General features: G+C 67.4%; 19 protein-coding genes. 8 read left to right on the top strand and 11 right to left on the bottom strand.

Features of this window, described 5'->3' with window-relative positions:
• Window positions 1–25: 25 nt before the first annotated feature.
• The 3 genes from rpsP (at window position 26) to rimM (ending at window position 1,102) form a co-directional block, all read left to right on the top strand.
• Complete coding sequence (rpsP, locus tag ASE58_RS00480; protein ID WP_055761188.1) at window positions 26–409, top strand: 30S ribosomal protein S16; 384 nt, start codon at window positions 26–28, stop codon at window positions 407–409.
• An 89-nt stretch (window positions 410–498) separates the two neighbouring features.
• Entirely contained in the window at window positions 499–624 is a 126-nt protein-coding gene (locus tag ASE58_RS18410) for a hypothetical protein (RefSeq protein WP_268795045.1), read from the top strand.
• 19 nt (window positions 625–643) lie between these two features.
• Window positions 644–1,102 carry a ribosome maturation factor RimM gene (gene rimM / locus ASE58_RS00475; protein ID WP_055816991.1) on the top strand — a complete coding sequence of 153 codons (459 nt, stop codon included), beginning with the start codon at window positions 644–646 and terminating at the stop codon, window positions 1,100–1,102.
• Window positions 1,103–1,105: 3 nt separating this feature from the next.
• On the opposite strand, the gene ASE58_RS00470 is transcribed toward rimM, so the two are convergent.
• The 3 genes from ASE58_RS00470 to ASE58_RS00460 are packed head-to-tail and all read right to left on the bottom strand — an operon-like array spanning window position 1,106 to window position 2,968.
• Window positions 1,106–1,501: a BLUF domain-containing protein gene (locus ASE58_RS00470; protein WP_055816989.1), complete on the bottom strand. Its 396-nt coding sequence runs from the start codon at window positions 1,499–1,501 to the stop codon at window positions 1,106–1,108.
• Window positions 1,502–1,553: 52 nt separating this feature from the next.
• Complete coding sequence (locus ASE58_RS00465) at window positions 1,554–1,991, bottom strand: hypothetical protein (RefSeq protein ID WP_055816987.1); 438 nt, start codon at window positions 1,989–1,991, stop codon at window positions 1,554–1,556.
• A gap of 41 nt (window positions 1,992–2,032) precedes the next feature.
• Window positions 2,033–2,968, bottom strand: a complete 936-nt coding sequence (locus ASE58_RS00460) for an NAD(P)/FAD-dependent oxidoreductase (RefSeq protein ID WP_055816985.1) — start codon at window positions 2,966–2,968, stop codon at window positions 2,033–2,035.
• Window positions 2,969–3,031: 63 nt separating this feature from the next.
• Here ASE58_RS00460 and trmD point away from each other — a divergent pair, with 63 nt between their 5' ends.
• Window positions 3,032–3,769 (top strand): tRNA (guanosine(37)-N1)-methyltransferase TrmD, encoded by a 738-nt coding sequence (gene trmD / locus ASE58_RS00455; protein WP_055816984.1) that lies wholly within the window; start codon window positions 3,032–3,034, stop codon window positions 3,767–3,769.
• The gene (gene rplS / locus ASE58_RS00450) at window positions 3,766–4,155 is read left to right on the top strand and encodes a 50S ribosomal protein L19 (RefSeq protein ID WP_055761205.1); all 390 of its coding nucleotides are present in this window, start codon (window positions 3,766–3,768) and stop codon (window positions 4,153–4,155) included. Before trmD ends, rplS begins: the two co-directional genes overlap by 4 nt.
• A gap of 119 nt (window positions 4,156–4,274) precedes the next feature.
• Here rplS and ASE58_RS00445 read toward each other — a convergent pair whose 3' ends face one another.
• The 3 genes from ASE58_RS00445 to ASE58_RS00435 all read right to left on the bottom strand — a co-directional run bounded on the left by ASE58_RS00445 (window position 4,275) and on the right by ASE58_RS00435 (window position 8,648).
• On the bottom strand, window positions 4,275–4,721 hold the full coding sequence (locus ASE58_RS00445; protein ID WP_082467504.1) for a GNAT family N-acetyltransferase: 447 nt from the start codon (window positions 4,719–4,721) through the stop codon (window positions 4,275–4,277).
• A 41-nt stretch (window positions 4,722–4,762) separates the two neighbouring features.
• Window positions 4,763–6,898 carry a histidine kinase dimerization/phosphoacceptor domain -containing protein gene (locus tag ASE58_RS00440; RefSeq protein WP_055816979.1) on the bottom strand — a complete coding sequence of 712 codons (2,136 nt, stop codon included), beginning with the start codon at window positions 6,896–6,898 and terminating at the stop codon, window positions 4,763–4,765.
• Between the two features lie 118 nt (window positions 6,899–7,016).
• Complete coding sequence (locus ASE58_RS00435) at window positions 7,017–8,648, bottom strand: histidine kinase famiy protein (protein WP_055818050.1); 1,632 nt, start codon at window positions 8,646–8,648, stop codon at window positions 7,017–7,019.
• A 102-nt stretch (window positions 8,649–8,750) separates the two neighbouring features.
• Between ASE58_RS00435 and ASE58_RS00430 the strand changes: the two genes are divergently transcribed.
• A complete protein-coding gene (locus tag ASE58_RS00430) occupies window positions 8,751–9,608 on the top strand; it encodes an oxygenase MpaB family protein (RefSeq protein ID WP_055818049.1) in 858 nt (285 codons plus the stop codon).
• Here ASE58_RS00430 and ASE58_RS00425 read toward each other — a convergent pair.
• Both ASE58_RS00425 and ASE58_RS00420 read right to left on the bottom strand, forming a co-directional pair.
• A complete protein-coding gene (locus ASE58_RS00425) occupies window positions 9,605–11,659 on the bottom strand; it encodes an NAD(+) synthase (RefSeq protein WP_055816977.1) in 2,055 nt (684 codons plus the stop codon). The genes ASE58_RS00430 and ASE58_RS00425 overlap by 4 nt on opposite strands.
• Before the next feature lie 210 nt (window positions 11,660–11,869).
• Complete coding sequence (locus tag ASE58_RS00420; RefSeq protein WP_235511885.1) at window positions 11,870–12,544, bottom strand: murein L,D-transpeptidase catalytic domain family protein; 675 nt, start codon at window positions 12,542–12,544, stop codon at window positions 11,870–11,872.
• A 208-nt stretch (window positions 12,545–12,752) separates the two neighbouring features.
• On the opposite strand from ASE58_RS00420, the gene ASE58_RS00415 reads away from it, so the two are divergent.
• Window positions 12,753–13,367 (top strand): L,D-transpeptidase family protein, encoded by a 615-nt coding sequence (locus tag ASE58_RS00415; protein WP_082467610.1) that lies wholly within the window; start codon window positions 12,753–12,755, stop codon window positions 13,365–13,367.
• Window positions 13,354–14,115 (top strand): hypothetical protein, encoded by a 762-nt coding sequence (locus ASE58_RS00410; protein WP_156347545.1) that lies wholly within the window; start codon window positions 13,354–13,356, stop codon window positions 14,113–14,115. The genes ASE58_RS00415 and ASE58_RS00410 overlap by 14 nt, the downstream gene beginning before the upstream one ends.
• Here ASE58_RS00410 and ASE58_RS00405 read toward each other — a convergent pair.
• Genes ASE58_RS00405 through ASE58_RS00395 form a run of 3 tightly spaced genes read right to left on the bottom strand, consistent with a single transcriptional unit; the run spans window position 14,090 to window position 18,581 of the window.
• A complete protein-coding gene (locus tag ASE58_RS00405) occupies window positions 14,090–15,886 on the bottom strand; it encodes a response regulator (protein ID WP_162233493.1) in 1,797 nt (598 codons plus the stop codon). The genes ASE58_RS00410 and ASE58_RS00405 overlap by 26 nt on opposite strands.
• A 5-nt stretch (window positions 15,887–15,891) precedes the next feature.
• Complete coding sequence (locus ASE58_RS00400; protein ID WP_055816971.1) at window positions 15,892–17,544, bottom strand: response regulator; 1,653 nt, start codon at window positions 17,542–17,544, stop codon at window positions 15,892–15,894.
• A complete protein-coding gene (locus ASE58_RS00395; protein ID WP_200909268.1) occupies window positions 17,541–18,581 on the bottom strand; it encodes a chemotaxis protein CheB in 1,041 nt (346 codons plus the stop codon). Before ASE58_RS00395 ends, ASE58_RS00400 begins: the two co-directional genes overlap by 4 nt.

The following is an 18,581-nucleotide window of genomic DNA, read 5'->3' as shown; positions in this document are numbered from 1 at the left end:
ATAGACCAACGAAGGAAGAAGAATAATGGCACTCAGCATCCGTCTGTCGCGTGGTGGCTCGAAGAAGCGTCCGTATTACCGCATCGTCGTCGCCGATGCGCGCAGCCCGCGTGACGGCCGCTTCATCGAGAAGATCGGCACCTATAACCCGCTGCTGGGCAAGGAAGACGAAAAGCGCGTCGTGCTCGACGCCGAGCGTGCGACCCACTGGCTGGGCGTTGGCGCGCAGCCGACCGACCGCGTTGCCCGTTTCCTCGACAAGGCCGGCGTGAAGGAACGCGCCGCTCGCAACAACCCGACCAAGGGTAAGCCCGGCGAGAAGGCCGTCGAGCGTGCGGAAGAGCGCGCCGAAAAGGCGAAGGCAGCTGAAGAAGCCGCTGTCGCTCCGGCCGAAACCGCCGAAGCGTGATTGGGTGTGCCGGCCCGTCGTTCGCGGTGGGCCGGCACCTTTTGATCGGCGTCATGCGTTCCCGCTCACCCCGAGCAGGAGCATGACGCATGACCGATCCCGAAGAACAGTCAGCCCATGACGAAGACGCCACCAACATCGGCCAATCGGCGGAAGACCCCGCCGAAGGCAGCGACGACGCCCCCACCGGCGGCGAAGGCTCGCCCGACGCCTGACGTCGATCGCAGCCGCGTCGTGCTGGCGGCGATCGCCGGTGCGCACGGGTTGCATGGCGAGGTGCGGCTGAAGCTGTTCACCGACGACCTGTCGACCTATTCGACGCTGAACGGTGGCGCGCTGACCCTTGTGTCGGTGCGTCCCGCGACCAATGGCGTCATCGGCCGGTTCCGCGAAATCGCTGACCGTACCAAGGCGGAGGCGATGCGCGGCACCGAGCTGTGGATCGCTCGCGACCAGCTGCCGCCGCTCAGCGATGGTGAATATTATCACGCCGACCTGCTCGGCCTGCCCGTCGTTTCGACCACGGGCCAGGCGCTGGGACAGGTCGTGGCCATCGACGATTTCGGCGCAGGCGACGTGATCGAGATCGAACGGCCCGGCGGCAAGCGCTTCATGGTGCCGATGCAGCCGCATGCCGTACCCGAATGGAATGGCGAACGGCTGGTGGTCGAGGCGCTGTTCGCCGTCGACTGATCGCTACCGCGCTGCGGCGGCGGCGAATGCCCGGCGCAGCGTATCGGGCGCATCGGCCAGCCGCCGTTCGATCCGCGCCAGCACCGCATCGCCGTCGTTCAGCGACCGCGTGGCGCGCTCCATGCTCCAATAGCCGAATTCCCGTGCCCCGACGGTGCGATCCGACAGGATCGTCAGGTCGCGATGCCGCGGGTCGCCCGCGATCCGGGCATAGGTTGCCGCAACGCTGGACTGCGGCCCCTCGATCACCTGCAGGAAATGGTCGCCATCGTGCCACAGCACGCCGGTGATCCCGTCGACCGCGTTGTTGTGGCGGGACTGCTGCAGGATCTGGTCGACATCGACACCGGGCGCGCCACGGCTGACATAGAAAATCTGGCGAAGCGTCGTCTCGGTCACGATTGATCGGATACGATCACCCCGGTCGCCAATCAAGCCTGATGCGTAACGATTAGCGGTCCCGTGATGGTACGGTCGGTGGCGGACCCGTCTCCGCATCGGGGTCGACCAATTTGGTGACGATCCGCCCGATCAGCGTCACCGGATCACGCCCCCGCCCGTAGCCATAGGCCTCCGCCTCGCGCTGTGAACAGCGGCGCTGGCCCCGAAAGATGCCGCAGCCCGACAGGAACGGGTCCTGCACCGATGGCGCGGGCACCTCGCCGATCACCGCGCCTTGTTCGCCAACCTCGCGGGTTGTGGGAAGCGGCAGGCGGTAGCGCGCGTCGCGATCGCGATCACCGCAGACGACGATTTCCCCGGCACCCGTCGCAGCGCAATTTCGCGCCGCCTCCCGTTCGGCAGCGGCGGCAAGGATGCGGTCGACCGACTGTGCCTTGACCGGCAGGGCGGGCAACAGCGCAGCGATCAGGAGCAGGCGTCTCGGCATCCGCCCCATGGCTACCGCGCGGCGGCGGTGGCGACAAGCTGTCAGCGGCGGATCGGACGACGCTCGGCCAGCGTGTTGCGGATGGTGGTCGCCGCAACGCCCGCCTCGCCCATGGCGTGGCTGATCTGGTCGAGGCCCTTCACGACGTCGCCAGCGGCAAACAGGCCGGGGATCGACGTGCGCTGGTGGTCGTCGACCTCCAGGCAGCCATCTTCGCTCGCCCGCGCGCCCGCTGCGATCGCCAGTTCGGAACGGATGTGCGATCCCAGCGCCGGATACACGCTGTCGAACGAAAGCTCACCCTCGGCAGTACGGACGACGAAGTGTTCGCCGTCGATCCGGTAATCGCCGCACGGGCCATCGACCCGGCGGATGCCGCCCGCATCCAGCGCCGCCCAGCACTCGTCGTCGAGCGCATGGTCGCTGTCGGGCGCGATCAGCGTCACATCGGCGGTATAGCCGCGCAGGAACAGCGCCTCGCGCATACCATGATCGCCGGTGCCGATCACGCCGACCCGGCGGTCGGTCACCTCATATCCGTCGCAGATCGGGCAATAGCGCAGCAGCCCACGTCGCAGCGCATCGTCGTGCACCGCATCGTTCAGCCCGGCAGGGCGGTGATTGACCACCCCGGTCGCCAGCAGCACGGTGCGCGCCCGCAGGACGCTGTGGTCGGTGCGGACGATGAAATCGTCACCGTCGCGCTCGATCGCGGTCACCGTCGCCGCTTCGCAGGTCGCGCCGAATTCGCGTGCCTGGTCGTGCATCCTGGCCAGCAGCTCCGTCCCCGGAATGCCGCCGGGATAGCCCGCATGGTTGTGCGTGCGCGGGATCATCGCCGCCCGGCTCGACCCGCAATCGAACAGGCGGATCGTCAGGTGAAACCGCGCGAGATAGATCGCGGCGGTCAGCCCGGCGGGACCCGCACCGATGATGGCGCAGTCGACCGTGGCGGGTTCGGGGGAGGGGGCAGGCATGACCCAGCAAATGACGGGGCAGGGGCTTTCGTTCCCCCGAACAAGCGGGCAGAGGCTGTCGCCATGACCTTTGCCGCGACCGTCCTGACGCTCTATCCCGAAATGTTTCCCGGCCCGCTGGGAATGTCGCTCGCCGGTCGGGCGCTGCGCGAGGAACGCTGGTCGCTGGACGCGGTGCAGATCCGCGACTTCGCCACCGACAAGCATCGCTCGGTCGACGATACCCCGGCGGGCGGCGGCGCGGGCATGGTGCTGCGCGCGGACGTGCTGGCATCGGCGCTCGACAGCGTGAGCGATGGTCGCCCGGTCCTGGCGATGACCCCGCGCGGAAAGGCGCTGACCCAGGCACGCGTGCGGGCACTGGCGGATGGCCCCGGCGCGATCATCCTGTGCGGCCGGTTCGAGGGGTTCGACGAACGCCTGTTCGAAGCGCGCGATATCGAACCCGTCGCTATCGGTGATTATGTCCTGTCGGGCGGCGAAATGGGGGCGCTGGTACTGCTGGATGCTTGCGTTCGGCTGCTTCCCGGCGTAATGGGCGCGGCTTCGAGTGGTATCGAGGAGAGCTTCGAAAGCGGCCTTCTCGAATATCCTCAATATACCCGACCCTATGACTGGGAAGGGCGTGTGATCCCCGAAGTGTTGCGATCGGGGGATCATGCGCGGATCGCGGCGTGGCGCAAGGCACGGTCCGAATCCGATACACGGCTATGGCGGCCGGACCTGTGGGAGCGTCATGTCGACGCTCGGGTCCGTTCGCCCTCTGGTGCGCACAACCAAGACGAAGGTCAGAAGAAATGAACCTCCTCCAGACGCTCGAAGCGGAACAGATCGCCAAGTTCCTCGAGTCGAAGAAGCTCCCCGAGTTTCGCGCCGGTGACACCCTCAAGGTCGGCGTGAAGGTCGTCGAAGGCGAGCGGACCCGCGTGCAGAACTACGAAGGCGTGTGCATCGCGCGTTCGAACGCCGGCATGGGTTCGTCGTTCACCGTCCGCAAGATGAGCTTCGGCGAAGGCGTCGAGCGCGTTTTCCCGCTCTACTCGCCGAACATCGATTCGATCGAGGTCGTGCGTCGCGGTGTCGTGCGTCGCGCGAAGCTCTATTATCTGCGTGGTCGCACCGGCAAGTCGGCGCGTATCGCCGAGCGTCGCGATCCGCGTCCGGCCAAGGCGACCGCCGCCGAGTAATCGGCTGCACGCATTGCGTCACGGATCAAGGGCGCGGTGGCCATGGGCCGCCGCGCCCTTTTCGTGGGCATGGCGGATCGTCCTTGCCGCTAAAAGGCGCGTGCCCGTCGGCCCCGCATCTAATCTAGTCGAAAGACTTCTTCCGGCTCCCCGTCCGGTCCGGTGTCCTGGCCAAAGGGGATGAACCCGCACTTGCGCAGGATCGCACCCGACGCCGCGTTCGAACGGACGATGGTTCCAAAGATCGGACGGCGGCGGTGTAGTGTCAGGAACTGCGCGACGGCGGCCTGCCCGATCCCCCGGTGCCAATATGCCCGGCCGAACCAATGGGCGATCTCCTGCCGATCCGCTTGCGGGAACGCAGAGACATAGCCCGCGACCGCATCATCGACCTCGACCGTCATCACCACATTCTGCGGCTCGGCGATGATCCTGCGCCAGTGGTCGTCAAACGCCGTTCGGGACCGTGGCGTGAACCCCGCCATCGCTGCCGCCTCCGCATCGCGTTGATGGTCGAAGAAGGTAGCTAGGTCGCTGTGTCGAACGGCTCTGAGATCGATCTTCATGGCAGTGGTCCGGTGCCGGGTGTCGAACCGGCCACGCTATCTCAGGCCTCGTCCGGCGTCGCGATCGGGGCCGATACCGTGAAGCGCAGGCCCGGCGCGTTGTCGCTTTCCTCGATCGTGCCGTCGAGCCGCTTGACCATTGCGCTCAGCATCCGCGTGCCAAAGCCCGTGCGGTTGCCGCTGCGCCCCTGTCCCCGGTCGGCGACGGTCAGGCGGAACCGGTTGCGGACCTTTTCCAGCGAGATCGAAATCGGCCCCGGCTGTCCGCCATAGGCATATTTCTGCGCGTTGATGACCAGTTCGACCAGCACCAGCCCGATCTGCACCGCCGCGTCGGCGGTGATGAGCAGCGGCGCCAGGTCCATTGTCAGTCGCCCGGTCCATTCGGCGCCCATCGATGACTGCATCTCGGCCAGCAGGTCCTCGATATAGCGGCCGAGATCGATGACCGTGACGGTATCTTCGGAATAGAGCCGGCGATGGACCAGCGCGACGGCCGACAGCCGCCGCTGCGCCTCACCCAGATGGCGGGTCAGCGTCGCGTCGTTTTCGGCATGGGCCTGCATCGCCAGGAACGCGACGACCAGCTGCAGGCTGTTCTGCACCCGGTGGTTCACTTCCTTGATGAGCGTTTCCTGCTGCGCGAGCAGTGCGTCCTTGTCGGTGACGGCACGGGTCAGTTCGCGGTTCAGCTCGCCGATCCGACGCCGCTGGCGTGCGTCGAACAGCAGGCGCGACAGGCGATGCGCCGCCTCGATCTCCGCCGGGCTCCATGGGCGGGCACGGCCGCGAATCTCCTCGCTCCACGCCGCGAAGGAGGCGCGGGGGGTCAGCGGCTGGTCCGGTGCCTGTCCGACCGCCTTGTGCGGATTGCCGGCCCATTGGATCGTCTGCAGCGTCTCGGCGCGGAACCATAGCAGCACCACCGGCTCGTCGGTCGACAGGGTGATGGCGAGCAGCCCGCTGGCCAGGTCGCGATAGGCGCGCGCACCCGGCAGCCGCTGTTCCAGCGCGGCGCTGTGCAGCAGGATGTTCCCCTGCGCCCGCACCCATTGCAGGATGTCGGCGACGGCTTCCGGCGGCGGGACGTTGCCGCTGGAATTCAGCGTCGCCCCGCGTTGCAGTACGAAGCCATCGGCGTGCAGCAACCGTTGCAGGTCGCTGGCGATCAACGCCGACATCTGGTCCGGATCATATTCCTGGGACAGCCGCTGCGCCAAGGCGTCCTCGGCGGTGCGCAGGCGCAGCCGCTCGCGATATTCGGCCGCCTCTTCCTTTGCGGTCACCTGTTGCGCGAACGACGCGGCGATCAGTTCGCACGTCTTACGTTGCAGATAGGACAGGCCACGCGGGCTGCGATGGTGGCACGCGACCAGCCCCCACAAGATGCCGTCCTTGACGATCGAGACCGACGCCGACGCCGCGACGCCCATGTTCTTCAGATACTGGACGTGGACCGGCGATACCGCCCGCACACCGACATTGCTGAGGTCGATGCCGATCAGCGCCGGGTCGATGCCGGTGATCGGCGCCGGGACATAGGTCGCGTCGGGAATGACGCGGACCCGGTTGCGGACATACAGCGCGCGCGCCTGGCGCGGAATGTCCGATGCCGGGAAATGGTGGTTCAGGAACCCATCCATGTCGGGTGCATGGCGTTCGGCAACGACCTTCCCCGAATCATCGTCGAGGAAGCGATAGATCATCACCCGGTCGAACCCGGTCAGCCGCGAAAAGATGGTCGCGGCGCGCGCCGACAGGTCGTCCAGATCGACCGCGCGCGAAAATTCCTCGCCGCCATGTTCGATCCACGTCAGCGCGTCGTCGGTGCCCGGCTCTCCGGTGGCGGTCGGCTCCAGCTCGATCAACCAGAAACGGCCCTCGCGGCTGGCGACGGCGGACAGCCCCCGCGTGGCGACCATGCCGAGCACGACCGGCCCGGCGATGGTCGAACGGAGCAGCGTCAGCCCGGCCTCGCCGATCAGGTCGTGGATCGATCCGCCCAGCCACTGGTTTCCGAGCAGCGACGCGACATCGCCTGCGCCGCCGACGATCGCGCCCTCGGCCGGATCGACGATCAACAGCATGCCGTGGGGCTGGATTGCCCCTGGCATATGGATCGGTTCGCGGTCGCAGATCGTCAGGTCGTGTCCCAGGGTCGATGGCGATGTCGCCATCCCCGCATCCTGGGCAGTTGCACTGGTCGCCAAGCGTAGCCCTTTCGTCATCCAATGGCTGCCCGGCGACTGGGATCGTGGCAGGAACGTATTGCAGTATAACCGAAACCGAAGTTCATCAACCGGTACCGGTCGGGCCGTCGAGTACCTGCCGGATGCGCTGCGCCAGATCGGCCCGCCGATACGGCTTTCCGATCAGGTCGAATTCGGTGCCGCGTGCATCGACCCGCTCGATCGACGCCTCGGCATAACCGGTGGTCAGCAGCACCTTCATCCGGGGGCGCAGCCGCCGCCCCTCCCGCGCGACCATCACCCCGTTCATGCCGCCGGGCATGATGAGGTCGGTGAAGAGCAGGTCGATCGCCGCGTCGCCTTCCAGCACGGCGATCGCCTCCGGGCCATTGCCCGCGCGCAGCACGGTATAGCCGAAGTCCTTCAGGATCGCTTCGGCAAGGTCGCCCAGGTCGCGCTGGTCCTCGACCACCAGCACGGTTTCCTGGCCGCGCAGGTCGCTGTCGCTGCGGGCGCGGCGCTGGCGGATCGGCTCGGGGACCGAGGTGGCGGCCGGGAACAGCAGCGAGACGGTGGTGCCATGGCCTTCGTGCGATGCGATGTGCAGCGCGCCATCGGACTGCTTCATGAAGCCATAGACCATCGACAGGCCAAGCCCGGTGCCCTTGCCCTGGTCCTTGGTCGTGAAGAACGGCTCGGTCACGCGGGCGCGGACCTCCTCCGACATGCCGCTGCCGGTGTCGGCGATCGACAGGGCGACGAACGTACCGCTCAGCTTGTCGCCATAGCGCGGGTCGCTGCCGTCCAGCTCGACATGCTCGGCCGACAGGGTGATCGTGCCGCCGTCGGGCATCGCGTCGCGGGCGTTCATGACGATGCCGATGATCGCCGCCTCGGCCTGCACCGGATCGATACGGGCGTTGCAATGGTCGCCGCACGGCTTGACCTCGATCGTGATCGGCACGTCGCCGATCGTGCGCCGGAGCATAGGCAGCAGCGCCCGCACCAGGTCGTCGATGTTGGTGACCCGGCCCGACAGCTTCTGCCGCCGGGAAAAGGCGAGCAGTTGCTGCGTCAGCTCGGCCCCGCGATCGGCCGCGTCCATGACCGCGCGCAGCGACCGGCGGGCGCGGTCGGGGGGCAGGGCGTCGTTCCGGTCGAGCTGGTTGAGCAGGACGTCGGCAAACCCTTGGATCACCGTCAACAGGTTGTTGAAGTCATGCGCGATCCCCCCGGTAAGCTGCCCCACCGCCTCCATCTTCTGCGCCTGGCGCAGCGCTTCCTCGGCATCGCGGCGGCGGGTGACGTCCAGCTGCGATGCGAAGTGATAGCGGAGCGTACCGTCGGCATCGAACACCGGCGAGATGAATAGCGCGTTCCAGAACGAACTGCCGTTCTTCTTATAGTTGACGATCTCGACCGAGGTTTCGCGCCGCTCGCGGATCGCGCGGGCGATTTCGGCCACCGTGTCCGGGTCGGTGTCGGCCCCCTGCAGGAACCGGCAGTTATGCCCCAGCACCTCCTCCGCGCTATAGCCCGTCATGTTCAGGAATGCCGGGTTGGCGAAGACGATCGGGTTGTCGGGCAGATTGGGATCGGTCACGATCATCGGCATGCGCGTGGTCTTGACCGCGGCAAAGAAGATGCCGTTGCCCGGATCGTGCATTTCGCGACCCGACATCGCCGCCTGTCGCTGCACGATGTCGAGCGGCTTTTCCGGGCTGGGGGGAGAGGACATCGGCAGGCCTGTCGGTTCGAGGACGTTCGACAAAGGTCGCGAACGAGCGATTTGGTTCCGTAACGATCGGACCCGGCCGCGCGCTACGATCGTTCCTGCATGATGAACCCCCTGCGACAGACTATTGCTCGCCAAGTCCGTGGGCTGACCGGGGCTGGCGACGGCGCGATCGACCTTCGGCGGCCACCGGGCGATGACGGTCTGTTCGGGCCGGGATCGGTCAGCTGGCGGGTACATGGCGATTTTTCGTCGATGATGATCGGCGGCACGACGGCGCTGCTGATGCAGATGCTGCATCCAGCGGCCTTGGCTGGGGTGTGGGACCACAGCAATTTCCGCCGCGATATGCTGGGGCGGCTGAAACGCACCGCGCAGTTCATCGCCGGCACCACCTATGGCGGCACAGCGGAGGCCGGGCGGCTGATCGATCATGTCCGGCACATCCACGACCGGGTGCACGGGGTGCTGCCTGACGGCACGCCCTATGACGCCAATGATCCGCACCTGCTGACCTGGGTCCATGTCGCCGAGACGGACTCGTTCCTGCGCGCCTATCTGCGTTACCGCGATCCGCACCTGTCGCGCGCCGATCAGGACCGCTATTTCGCGGAGAATGTCGTCGTGGCCGAGCGGCTGGGCGCGCGCGACGTGTCCGATAGCCGCGCGGCGGTGGACGCGTGGCTGCTGAAGGTGCGCGGCGAGTTGTGCTGCGACCATCGGACCCGGACGGTGCGGGACGCGCTGCTGCAGCAACCGTTGCCGAACCCGTTCTTGAAAGGGTTCGGCGCGCTCAATACCGCGGCGGCGATCGACCTGCTGCCGCCTTGGGCGCGGGCGATGCTGGAACTGCGCAGCACCGCGCCGCTGGGCGTCCGCGCCGGGGCGCAGGGCATGGCGCGGATGCTGCGCTGGGCCTTAAACGGATCAGCGTCGGAAAAGACGGCACGGGCGCAGCGTTAGAGCGGCGGCAGCCCTGCGCGCAATTCCTCGACCCACGCCGTCGCCACCCCGTCCGATGGCGCGCGCCAGTCGCCGCGCGGTGACAGCGCGCCGCCGGCCGATACCTTCGGCCCGTTGGGCAGTGCCGACCGCTTGAACTGGCTGGTCTGGAAGAAGCGCCACAGGAACTTCTCCAGCCATTTGGCGATGGTCGGCAGGTCGTAGCTGCCCTTCGCCGCTTCCGGAAAATCGATCGGCCAGCGCCCGGCGGCGGCATCGCGCCATGCGTGCCAGCACAGGAACGCGACCTTCGACGGCCGCTGCCCGTAGCGGACGATATGGTGGAGGAAAAAATCGTTCAGCGCATAGGGGCCGACGCGATCCTCCGTGCTCTGCATCCGGCCATCGGCGTCGGCAGGCACCAACTCGGGCGAAATTTCGGTGTTCAGGATCGCGTCGAGCACCGCGTCGGTGTCGCGGTCGAACTGATCGGTGTGGATCGTCCAGCGGATAAGGTACTGGATCAGCGTCTTGGGCACGCCGGCATTGACGCCATAATGGCTCATATGGTCGCCGACGCCATAAGTGCACCAGCCCAGCGCCAGTTCGGACAGGTCGCCGGTGCCCAGGACCAGCGCCTCGCGCTGGTTCGCCAACCGGAACAGGTAATCGGTGCGCAGCCCGGCCTGCACATTTTCGAACGTTACGTCATAGACCGGTTCGCCGCTGGCAAAGGGGTGGCCAATATCGCCCAGCATCTGCCGCGCGGCGGGGCGGATATCGATCTCGTCGCTGGTGATGCCGAGCGCGCGCATCAGCTTCCACGCATTGCCCTTGGTCGCCTCGCCGGTCGCGAAGCCGGGCATGGTGAAGCCCAATATGTCGGTGCGCGGCCGCTCCAGCCGGTCGAACGCCTTGGCCGCCACGATCAGTGCATGGGTGGAATCAAGCCCGCCCGACACGCCGATCACCAGCCGCTTCGTACCCGACGCGACCAGCCGCTTGCGTAAGGCTTCGACCTGAATGTTGAACGCTTCGTAGCAGTCATCGTCCAGCCGCTCGGGCGTGTTGGGGACGAAGGGATAGCGGCGTACGGCACGCCGCAGGCCGATATCGCCCTCCGCCGGGGCATGGTCGAACCCGATCCGGCGGAACCGCGTCTCCGGATGGCTGCTGGCCGCTGCGCAGTCGTTGAACGTGCCGGTACGCATCCGCTCTAGCCGCAGCCGCGCCAGATCGATATCGGCAAAGGCGATGCCGGCGGACTGGTCGAACCGGTCGGACTGGACCAGCAATTCGCCCAGTTCGTGCACCGACCCCTGGCCGTCCCATGACAGGTCGGTCGTACTCTCGCCGATGCCCGCCGCGGCATAGATATAGGCGGACACGGTGCGCGCCGATTGCGACGCGCACAACATCTCGCGGTCGCGCGCCTTGCCGATCACGATGTTCGACGCCGACAGGTTGCACAGCACCAGCGCCCCGGCCATCGCCCCGGCGGTCGACGGGGGCAGCGGCGACCAGAAATCCTCGCAAATCTCGGCATGGAACACGAAGTCGGGCAGGGTATCGGCGGCAAACAGCAGGTCGGTCCCGAACGGCACCGTCTGTCCGCACAACGCCATGGTCAGGCCGGTCAGCCCGACGCCGGGCGCGAACCAGCGCTTCTCATAATATTCGCGGTAATTGGGCAGATAGGTCTTGGGCACGACGCCGAGGATGCGTCCGCACGATACCGCCACCGCGCAGTTGTAGAGCCGCCCGTTGCGCCGCAGCGCGGCCCCCAGCAACAGCACCGGGCGCAGATCGGCGCTGGCCACGATCACCGCCGCCAGCGCCGCTTCGGTCGCATCGCACAGCGCGTCCTGCAGGTGCAGATCGTCGATCGCGTAGGAAGTGAGGTTCAGTTCGGGAAAGACCAGCAGGTCGGCGCCCGCCTCATGCCCCTGACGTGCAAGCTCGATCGCGGCACGGCCCCCGGCGGCGGGGTCGCCGACATGCGCGGGCGGAGTGCAGGCCCCGACGCGCAGCAGGCCGTGGGTGTGGATCGAATGGAACGGGTGCGTGGTCATGGCCGCACCCTAAGGACCCTCACCGCGCCCAACAAGGATCGTCGTGCAGGACCACGCCGAAAGGGCAGGGGTTGGCAATGGCGTACCGCCTCAGCACCCAACCCGTCACCCCGGACTTGATCCGGGGTCCCGCTTCTTCTTCAGTTGCCGGTTAAAAAGCGGTACCCCGGATCAAGTCTGGGGTGACGCTTGGGGCATGGTGTCTACCCGTCAAACCTTGGCGGCGTAGATCATCCGGCCTTCGCCGAGCAGGTCGAACACGCGCGCCAGATCGCCCTCGGCCACCGCGAAGCACCCTTGGCTACGGCCCAGCTTGCCGTGCTGCGCGATCATTTCCGGATTGGCGTACCATGCGCCATGGACGACGATCGCACGCATCAGGGCGTTGTCGTTCGTGTGGTCCAGCCCGACCAGCCGCTGCGACCGGCCATGCTTGCCGACATAATAATTGTCGGTGATGAACGCGCCTTCCGACGTGGCATTGGAATCGGGCACGTTGCTGAATCGGGTCAACGATCCGCAATGCGCCGGGTCCGATCCGCTGCCGTGCGCGACGCGCATCGCCGACACGACGCCGCTGTGCATGTCGATGAACTGGAACCGGGGATGGGCAGAATCGACCGCGAAGTCGGCGATGGCGATACGGTCGGTACGCGCGATCCGTCCCGAATGGCGGTCCATCGACGCCAGCGCGCGTTCGAACAGCCGCGGATTGACCGTCGCAGGTGCACGCATCTGCTTCACCGGAGCGGCCGGCACGGGTGCCGAGGCAAAGCGATGCTGCGGCGGTACGATGGGGGCGTTTTGCGCGATGGGCACGATCGAATTCGTCGTGCAGCCCTGTGCGAGTACGGCACCGGCCAATCCGCCTGCCGCTTTCAGCACCGCTCGCCGCGATCGAACTGCTTCGTCCCGCATCCAAATCCTCGCCAAATTGTTGAGGGTTAGAGATACGGGCGAACCGCCTTCCATTCAATTAACACATGTGCAAGCGTTCCGCCGCTTGTCGCGCGGATGGAACGGACGGTCGACTCTGGCAGCTATGGTTACCGCGAAATTTGCCATTCGCCGCGCGCTGCGGGATAGTGGCGGCATGACGGTTCTGCTGCGCCTTTGTCCGTTGCTGGTGATCCTGCCGCTCCCCGCGATGGCACAGGCGCCGGCGGCGCTCGCGGTCGAACGGGCGGCGGTGGCGATGCGGCCGGGCGACCATCGCTGGGCCGATGATCCGGCATTGCCGGGACCGGTCAGCATCGTTGTGAGCGTGCCGATGCAGATGGCGTTCGTCTATCGCGGTGACCGGTTGATCGGTGCGACAACGGTCTCCACCGGCAAGCCGGGCAAGATGACGCCGATCGGCGAATACACCATCCTGCAGAAGCGCCCGTTCCACCGATCGAACCTATATAACAATGCACCGATGCCGTTCATGCAGCGGCTGACCTGGGACGGGGTGGCGCTCCATGCCGGCAACCTGCCCGGATTTCCGGCGTCGCATGGCTGCATCCGGATACCGACCGCGTTCGCGCGCCAGCTGTTCGAAGCGACGCAGCTTGGCGGACAGGTGGCGGTGGTGAACGATGTCATCGCGTTTCCCGCCTATCGACCGGCCGATACCACGCCGCAGCTGTCGGTGGACGTGATCGGGACGCTGGCCAGCCGCGACGATCGGGTGAGTGCCGGGACGGGCCGCAATGCCCCGCGCTGACCGGTGGGCATCGGCGCTGGGCCTGCTGTTGCTGGCGGGCTGTAACGGGGGAGGGACAGCCCCGGCGGATCCGATCGCGTCGCCTACGCCGTCTCCCTCCGCGACGCCGCCGATAGCCACCACCGTCGCCAGTTCGGTGCCCGAGCGGCTGACGGTCACGACCAACGAACCCTTTTACTCGGTCGGCATCGCTGGTGACGTGCTGACGCTGAGCGGTGTCGATGTCCCCATGCGGCGCTTGGCGGTGGTCGCGCGCCGGGCCAGCGCCGATGCGCGAGAATGGGATGCGGGGCAGGGCGTCCGCCTGCGGGTGGTTCGCGCGCCATGCGAGGACGATATGTCGGGTGCGCCGCGCGATTTTACCGCGACGCTGACCATCGACGCGCGCACCGTGCGCGGCTGCGGCTTCGTCGGCAAACCCTCGCCGCCACCGGGTGAGGCGACCGCTGCGCCCAGTACCATTCCGGCGCGGTTCGTCGGCCAGTGGAACCGCGATGCCGCCGCCTGTGCCCGCCCGGCAGCTTCGATCGAAGGGGTACGGGTCGCGCCGGGGGAATTATGGTTTCACGAGAGCGTCGGCACGGTGAAGCGCGTCGAACCGCTCGGTACCGAGCAGGTCCGGATCACCGCCGACTATGAGGGCGAGGGCCAGCGCTGGACCACGACGCAGACGTTGCGGGTCGCGGGCGATCGCCTGACGATCGTCACCGATGGACAGCCGTTCAGCCGGATACGTTGTCGGGAATAGCCGTCGCCAGCGCGATCGCGCTGAGCAGCTGGTCGCTGGTGAACGGCTTGGTCAGTACCGGCACGCCGATCTGCGTGTCGCCGATCTCGGCGAACCCGGTGATAAGCAGGACCGGCGTGTCCGGGCAGCAGGCGCGCACGCGGGCCGCTACGTCGATCCCCGACATGTCGGGCATGGCATAATCGGTCAGCACCATGTCGAACCGCTCGCCCGCCTCCAGCACGGCGACCGCGCGGGTGGCCGAATCATGGACGACGACGCTGTGGCCGGCGGCCTCCAGCTGCGCGGCGACAACGGCACGGACTTCGGGATCGTCCTCCACCAGCATCAGGCGGCGAGGGGTGATCCGGTCGCTTGCCGGCGGACTGACCGCGATCGGCCCGGCATCGATCCGGGGCAGCCATAGGTGGATGCTGGTGCCGCGCCCGACTTCGCTGTCGATCGTCACGTCGCCGCCGGCCGCCCGCGCCATTGCCCGGACCATCGGCAGGCCGAGACCCGTCCCGGCCCCTTGCGCCTTGGTCGTGAAAAACGGTTCGAACACCCGTTCGCGTACCGCGCTGTCCATGCCGCTGCCGGTATCGCTGACCGAAATGCGGACGAACGGTCCGGCAAAGTCGGGCAGGAACACCGCGGCATCCGCGATATTCGCCGTGCCGATCCGCACCGTCCCGCTGCCCTCCATCGCATCACGCGCATTGATCGCTAGGTTGAGTATCGCCAGCTCAAACTGCCCAACATCCGTCCGCACCACCCAGGCGGGCTCGGCAAAGTCATAGGCTACGCGGATGCGGCCGGCGGCGGTGCGGACGATCAGTTCCTCGATCGACTGGATCACGTCGTCGGGCCGAAAGATTTCGGCGGCGAGGTCGCGCTGACGACTGAAGCTCAACAGACGGCGGGTGATGGCACTGCCGCGCCCGGCCGCCTCGGTCGCCGCACCCAGATAGCGCCGCAGCCGGTCGCGATCGTCGATCCGCCGTTCGGCAAGTTCGAGGTTGCCAATGATCGCCGCCAGCAGATTGTTGAAATCATGCGCGATCCCGCCGGACAAGGTGCCCAGTGCCTCCAGCTTTTCCGACTGGTGGTGACGCCGTTCGGACAGCCGCCGGTCGGTGTCGTCGCGTTCGATCTTCAACAGATAGCGCTGCGTCCCGATGGCGAACGGGATGCGGGTGATGTGCGTCCAGCGATCGCCCGATGGCTGCGGCGATTGCCGGTCCTCGCTATCGCTGTCATCCTGCCCAACGATGGCGAGGTCGCGGGGATCGACACCCTTTGGCTGCGCCGTGCCGCGGACCACCTGGCCATCGCGATCGAGGATCGTCACGATATCGCCCGACCCATCGGCAAGGGCGCGAAAGGCGGCACGTTCGAACGCCAATGCCTGCCGCAACGCGAAACGGTCGGCGGCGGCGGCGATCATCGCGATCAGGGCCTCGGCATCCCACGGCTTGTTCGCATAGCCGCTGATCGCCCCGTCGTTGAGCGCGGTCACTACCGCCGTCAGATCGGCATAGCCGGTCAGCAGGATCGCCTCCGCATTGGTCTGGCTGCGGACGCGGGCGAGGAACTGGCTGCCGGTCAGTTCCGGCATCCGTTGATCCGACACGATGACGGCGATGTCGGGATGGGTCCGGACCAGCTCCAGCGCCTCGACCGGCGAGGCGGTCGACAGGATGCGATAGCGGTCCTCCAGCAGATCTCCGAGCGCGACGAGGATTTCGGGCTCGTCATCGACCAGCAGCAGCAGGGGCAGGGAACCGGACATTTCCATTACGGCCGTTCTGGTATCTGGATCGTGAAGGAAGCGCCACCCTGCGCGGCGCGGTCGATGGCGATGGTGCCGCCGTGCGATCGCACGACGCCATACGCGATGGCGAGGCCGAGGCCGGTTCCTGCCCCGACATCCTTGGTGGTGAAGAACGGTTCGAACACCCGTTCGCGCCGGTCGTCGGGGATGCCCGGCCCGTTGTCGTCAATCTGGATGCGGAACATGCCGTCGGCAGAGCCGGTCGCGATGACGATCCGCCCGCTTGCCGGGTCGACCGCGTCGGCGGCGTTGGCGACGATGTTCATCACGACCTGATTGACCAGCGCGCCGGAACATTCGAGCATCCGTATCGGGCCATAGTCGCGGACGACCTCCACGGTGCCCAGACGCGGCGCGAGCAGCGTCAGCACCGCATCTATCGCATCGGGAATGTCGATCAGCGACACCTCGCCATCGTCCAGTCGCGAGAAACGGCGCAGCTTCACGACCAGCTCCTGAATGCGGGTGAGGCCGGAGCGGATCGACTGCAACCGATCCGACGCCTTGGCCAGCAACGCGGTGCGCGCCGCGTCGTCGGCGCTGGCGGCCGTCGCGACGGCGCGCTCGACGGTCGCCTGATGGGCGAGGATGAACGCCAGCGGGTTGTTGATCTCGTGCGCGATGCCGGCGACCAGCTCGCCCAATGACGCCATCTTGGCCGACTGGATTAGTTGCGCCTGCGTTTCGCGCAGCAGGGCATTCGCGCCGGCCAGTTCGTCGTTGGCGCGGGCGAGGCGTTCGGCCGAGTCCGCTTCGGCGCGCGCTTGTGCGAGCGCGATCGCCTGCGCCCGTTCGCGTGCGATGCCGGCCGCTTCCTCGTCGCGCGCCAGCTTGCGGCGGACGATCGCGCGGATCCGGACGAGCAGCATGTCGCCATCCTGCCCGCGTGACACGACATCATCCGCACCCGCGGCCAGCCCCGCCAGCACCGTCGCCGGTTCGGCATCCTCGGTCAGCGCGACCAGCGCGATGCCGCTCGCCCGTTCGGTTCGGCGCCGATCCAGCGTGGCCGACAGGCCAAAGCCGGGGGTGTCGATCGGTTCCACGACGAGGATGCCGTCGGCGCTGTCGTCGTCGATCGTCGCAATCGCATCGGAAATCGCCGCGACATGGACGACCTGATAACCCTCGGTCGCCAGCTGTGTGACCAGCCGATCCGTGGGATCGGTGGGCGGTGCCAGCAGTAGCAGCCGGGCCTGGCGCAGCGATGCCGCCGGGCCATCGCCCACCGGCCGTGCCCGCACCTGTCGCAGCAGGGCGCGGACGCGCGACAAGATCAGTTCGGCCCCGCCGCGTTTCGGCACATAGGCGTTGGCCCCGCTGTCGAGCCCCTGCCGTTCGACATCTGAAGCATCGTCGCCAGTCAGCATCAGGATCGGCAGCGTGCGCGTCGCCCCCGTCTGCCGAACGATCCGGACCAGTTCGTCACCGTTCATGCCCGGCAGGCGATAGTCGACGACCAGCAGGTCAGGTCGGCTGTGGTTCAGCGTCTCAAGGGCCGTTTCGGCGTCGCGCGTCCGATCGATGCGAAAGCCCGCGCGCTCGAACATCCGCCGCAGCTGCAGCGCCTGCGTATCCGAATCCTCAATCAGCAGGATTGCCGCATCTTCGCTCACCGCGCGCGGTCCACGATGCGGCGGATGTGCGGCGCGATCAGGTCGAGCGGCAGCGACAGCGCACCCGCGCGTTGTGCGGCGGCGGGCATGCCATAGACGACCGAGGTGCTGGCATCCTCCGCCACCGCCTGTCCTCCGGCGGCGAGCAGCGCGCGGACTCCGGTCGCGCCATCCTCACCCATGCCGGTCAGCACCACTGCCAGCGCCGCCCCGTCGATCGCGGTCGCGGCGCTTTCGATCAGGCGGGTGGCAGACGGGCGTTGCCCACCCACGGGACCGTCGGTCGCGACGCGCATGGTGCCGCCCCGCGCGAGCATCAGATGCGCGTCGCCTGGCGCGACATGGATCGTGCCTGCGCGCGGCACTTCGCCGCTCCGGGCAATCTCCACCCGCTGTGGTACTACGCTGTCGAGCCAGCTGGCAAAGCCCGCCATGAAGCTCGCCCCCATGTGCTGGACCAGCAATATCGGCACGGGAAGGTCGGCGGGCAGCGCGCCGAACAGTCGCGCAAGGGCGGGGGGCCCACCGGTCGATGCGGCGACCAACAGGACCGAAGGAGGGCGCAGGCGGGGTGGCGGTACCGGGGTTGCCGCAGCGGCCGGCATCCGGCGCCGGACGACCGCGACCTCACTCATGATCGCCAGCTGGGTGCGGATTTCGTGCGCCACCTGCGCATAGGCGGCATCGCCAAGACCGACCGGCTTTTCGACGACCGACAGCGCACCGGCGCGCAGCGCGTCCATGCTGGTCCCCATCGCGCCGCCGTCCATGCTGGCGGAAATGACGACGATCGGCGTCGGATGCGCTGCCATGATCCGCCGCGTCGCCTCCAGTCCGTCGATGCCGGGCAGGCGGATATCCATCGAGATGACGTCGGGGCGGAGCGCCGGCAGCGCCTCGATCGCTTCCTCGGCGGTGGCGAAGCTGGCAGCGACGGTCAGGCGCGGATCGCTGCCGACGATATGGGTCAGCAACGTCCGCACGACCGTCGAATCCTCGACGATCATCACGCGCGCGGGGGTGGGACGAACGGCCAT

It is taken from the genome of Sphingomonas sp. Leaf9 (assembly GCF_001421355.1).
Classification (GTDB): domain Bacteria; phylum Pseudomonadota; class Alphaproteobacteria; order Sphingomonadales; family Sphingomonadaceae; genus Sphingomonas.
Note: the sequence above shows the minus strand (reverse complement) of the source record. Positions and strands in the feature narration are given on the sequence as shown.

Bases quoted from the DNA above. Each gene is read 5' to 3' on its own strand.
- rpsP (WP_055761188.1), top strand. From the start codon at position 26: ATGGCACTCAGCATCCGTCTGTCGCGTGGTGGCTCGAAGAAGCGTCCG.
- ASE58_RS18410 (WP_268795045.1), top strand. From the start codon at position 499: ATGACCGATCCCGAAGAACAGTCAGCCCATGACGAAGACGCCACCAAC.
- ASE58_RS00465 (WP_055816987.1), bottom strand. From the start codon at position 1,991: ATGCCGAGACGCCTGCTCCTGATCGCTGCGCTGTTGCCCGCCCTGCCG.
- ASE58_RS00460 (WP_055816985.1), bottom strand. From the start codon at position 2,968: ATGCCTGCCCCCTCCCCCGAACCCGCCACGGTCGACTGCGCCATCATC.
- trmD (WP_055816984.1), top strand. From the start codon at position 3,032: ATGACCTTTGCCGCGACCGTCCTGACGCTCTATCCCGAAATGTTTCCC.
- rplS (WP_055761205.1), top strand. From the start codon at position 3,766: ATGAACCTCCTCCAGACGCTCGAAGCGGAACAGATCGCCAAGTTCCTC.
- ASE58_RS00445 (WP_082467504.1), bottom strand. From the start codon at position 4,721: ATGAAGATCGATCTCAGAGCCGTTCGACACAGCGACCTAGCTACCTTC.
- ASE58_RS00440 (WP_055816979.1), bottom strand. From the start codon at position 6,898: ATGGCGACATCGCCATCGACCCTGGGACACGACCTGACGATCTGCGAC.
- ASE58_RS00435 (WP_055818050.1), bottom strand. From the start codon at position 8,648: ATGTCCTCTCCCCCCAGCCCGGAAAAGCCGCTCGACATCGTGCAGCGA.
- ASE58_RS00430 (WP_055818049.1), top strand. From the start codon at position 8,751: ATGAACCCCCTGCGACAGACTATTGCTCGCCAAGTCCGTGGGCTGACC.
- ASE58_RS00425 (WP_055816977.1), bottom strand. From the start codon at position 11,659: ATGACCACGCACCCGTTCCATTCGATCCACACCCACGGCCTGCTGCGC.
- ASE58_RS00415 (WP_082467610.1), top strand. From the start codon at position 12,753: ATGACGGTTCTGCTGCGCCTTTGTCCGTTGCTGGTGATCCTGCCGCTC.
- ASE58_RS00410 (WP_156347545.1), top strand. From the start codon at position 13,354: ATGCCCCGCGCTGACCGGTGGGCATCGGCGCTGGGCCTGCTGTTGCTG.
- ASE58_RS00405 (WP_162233493.1), bottom strand. From the start codon at position 15,886: ATGTCCGGTTCCCTGCCCCTGCTGCTGCTGGTCGATGACGAGCCCGAA.
- ASE58_RS00395 (WP_200909268.1), bottom strand. From the start codon at position 18,581: ATGGCCGTTCGTCCCACCCCCGCGCGCGTGATGATCGTCGAGGATTCG.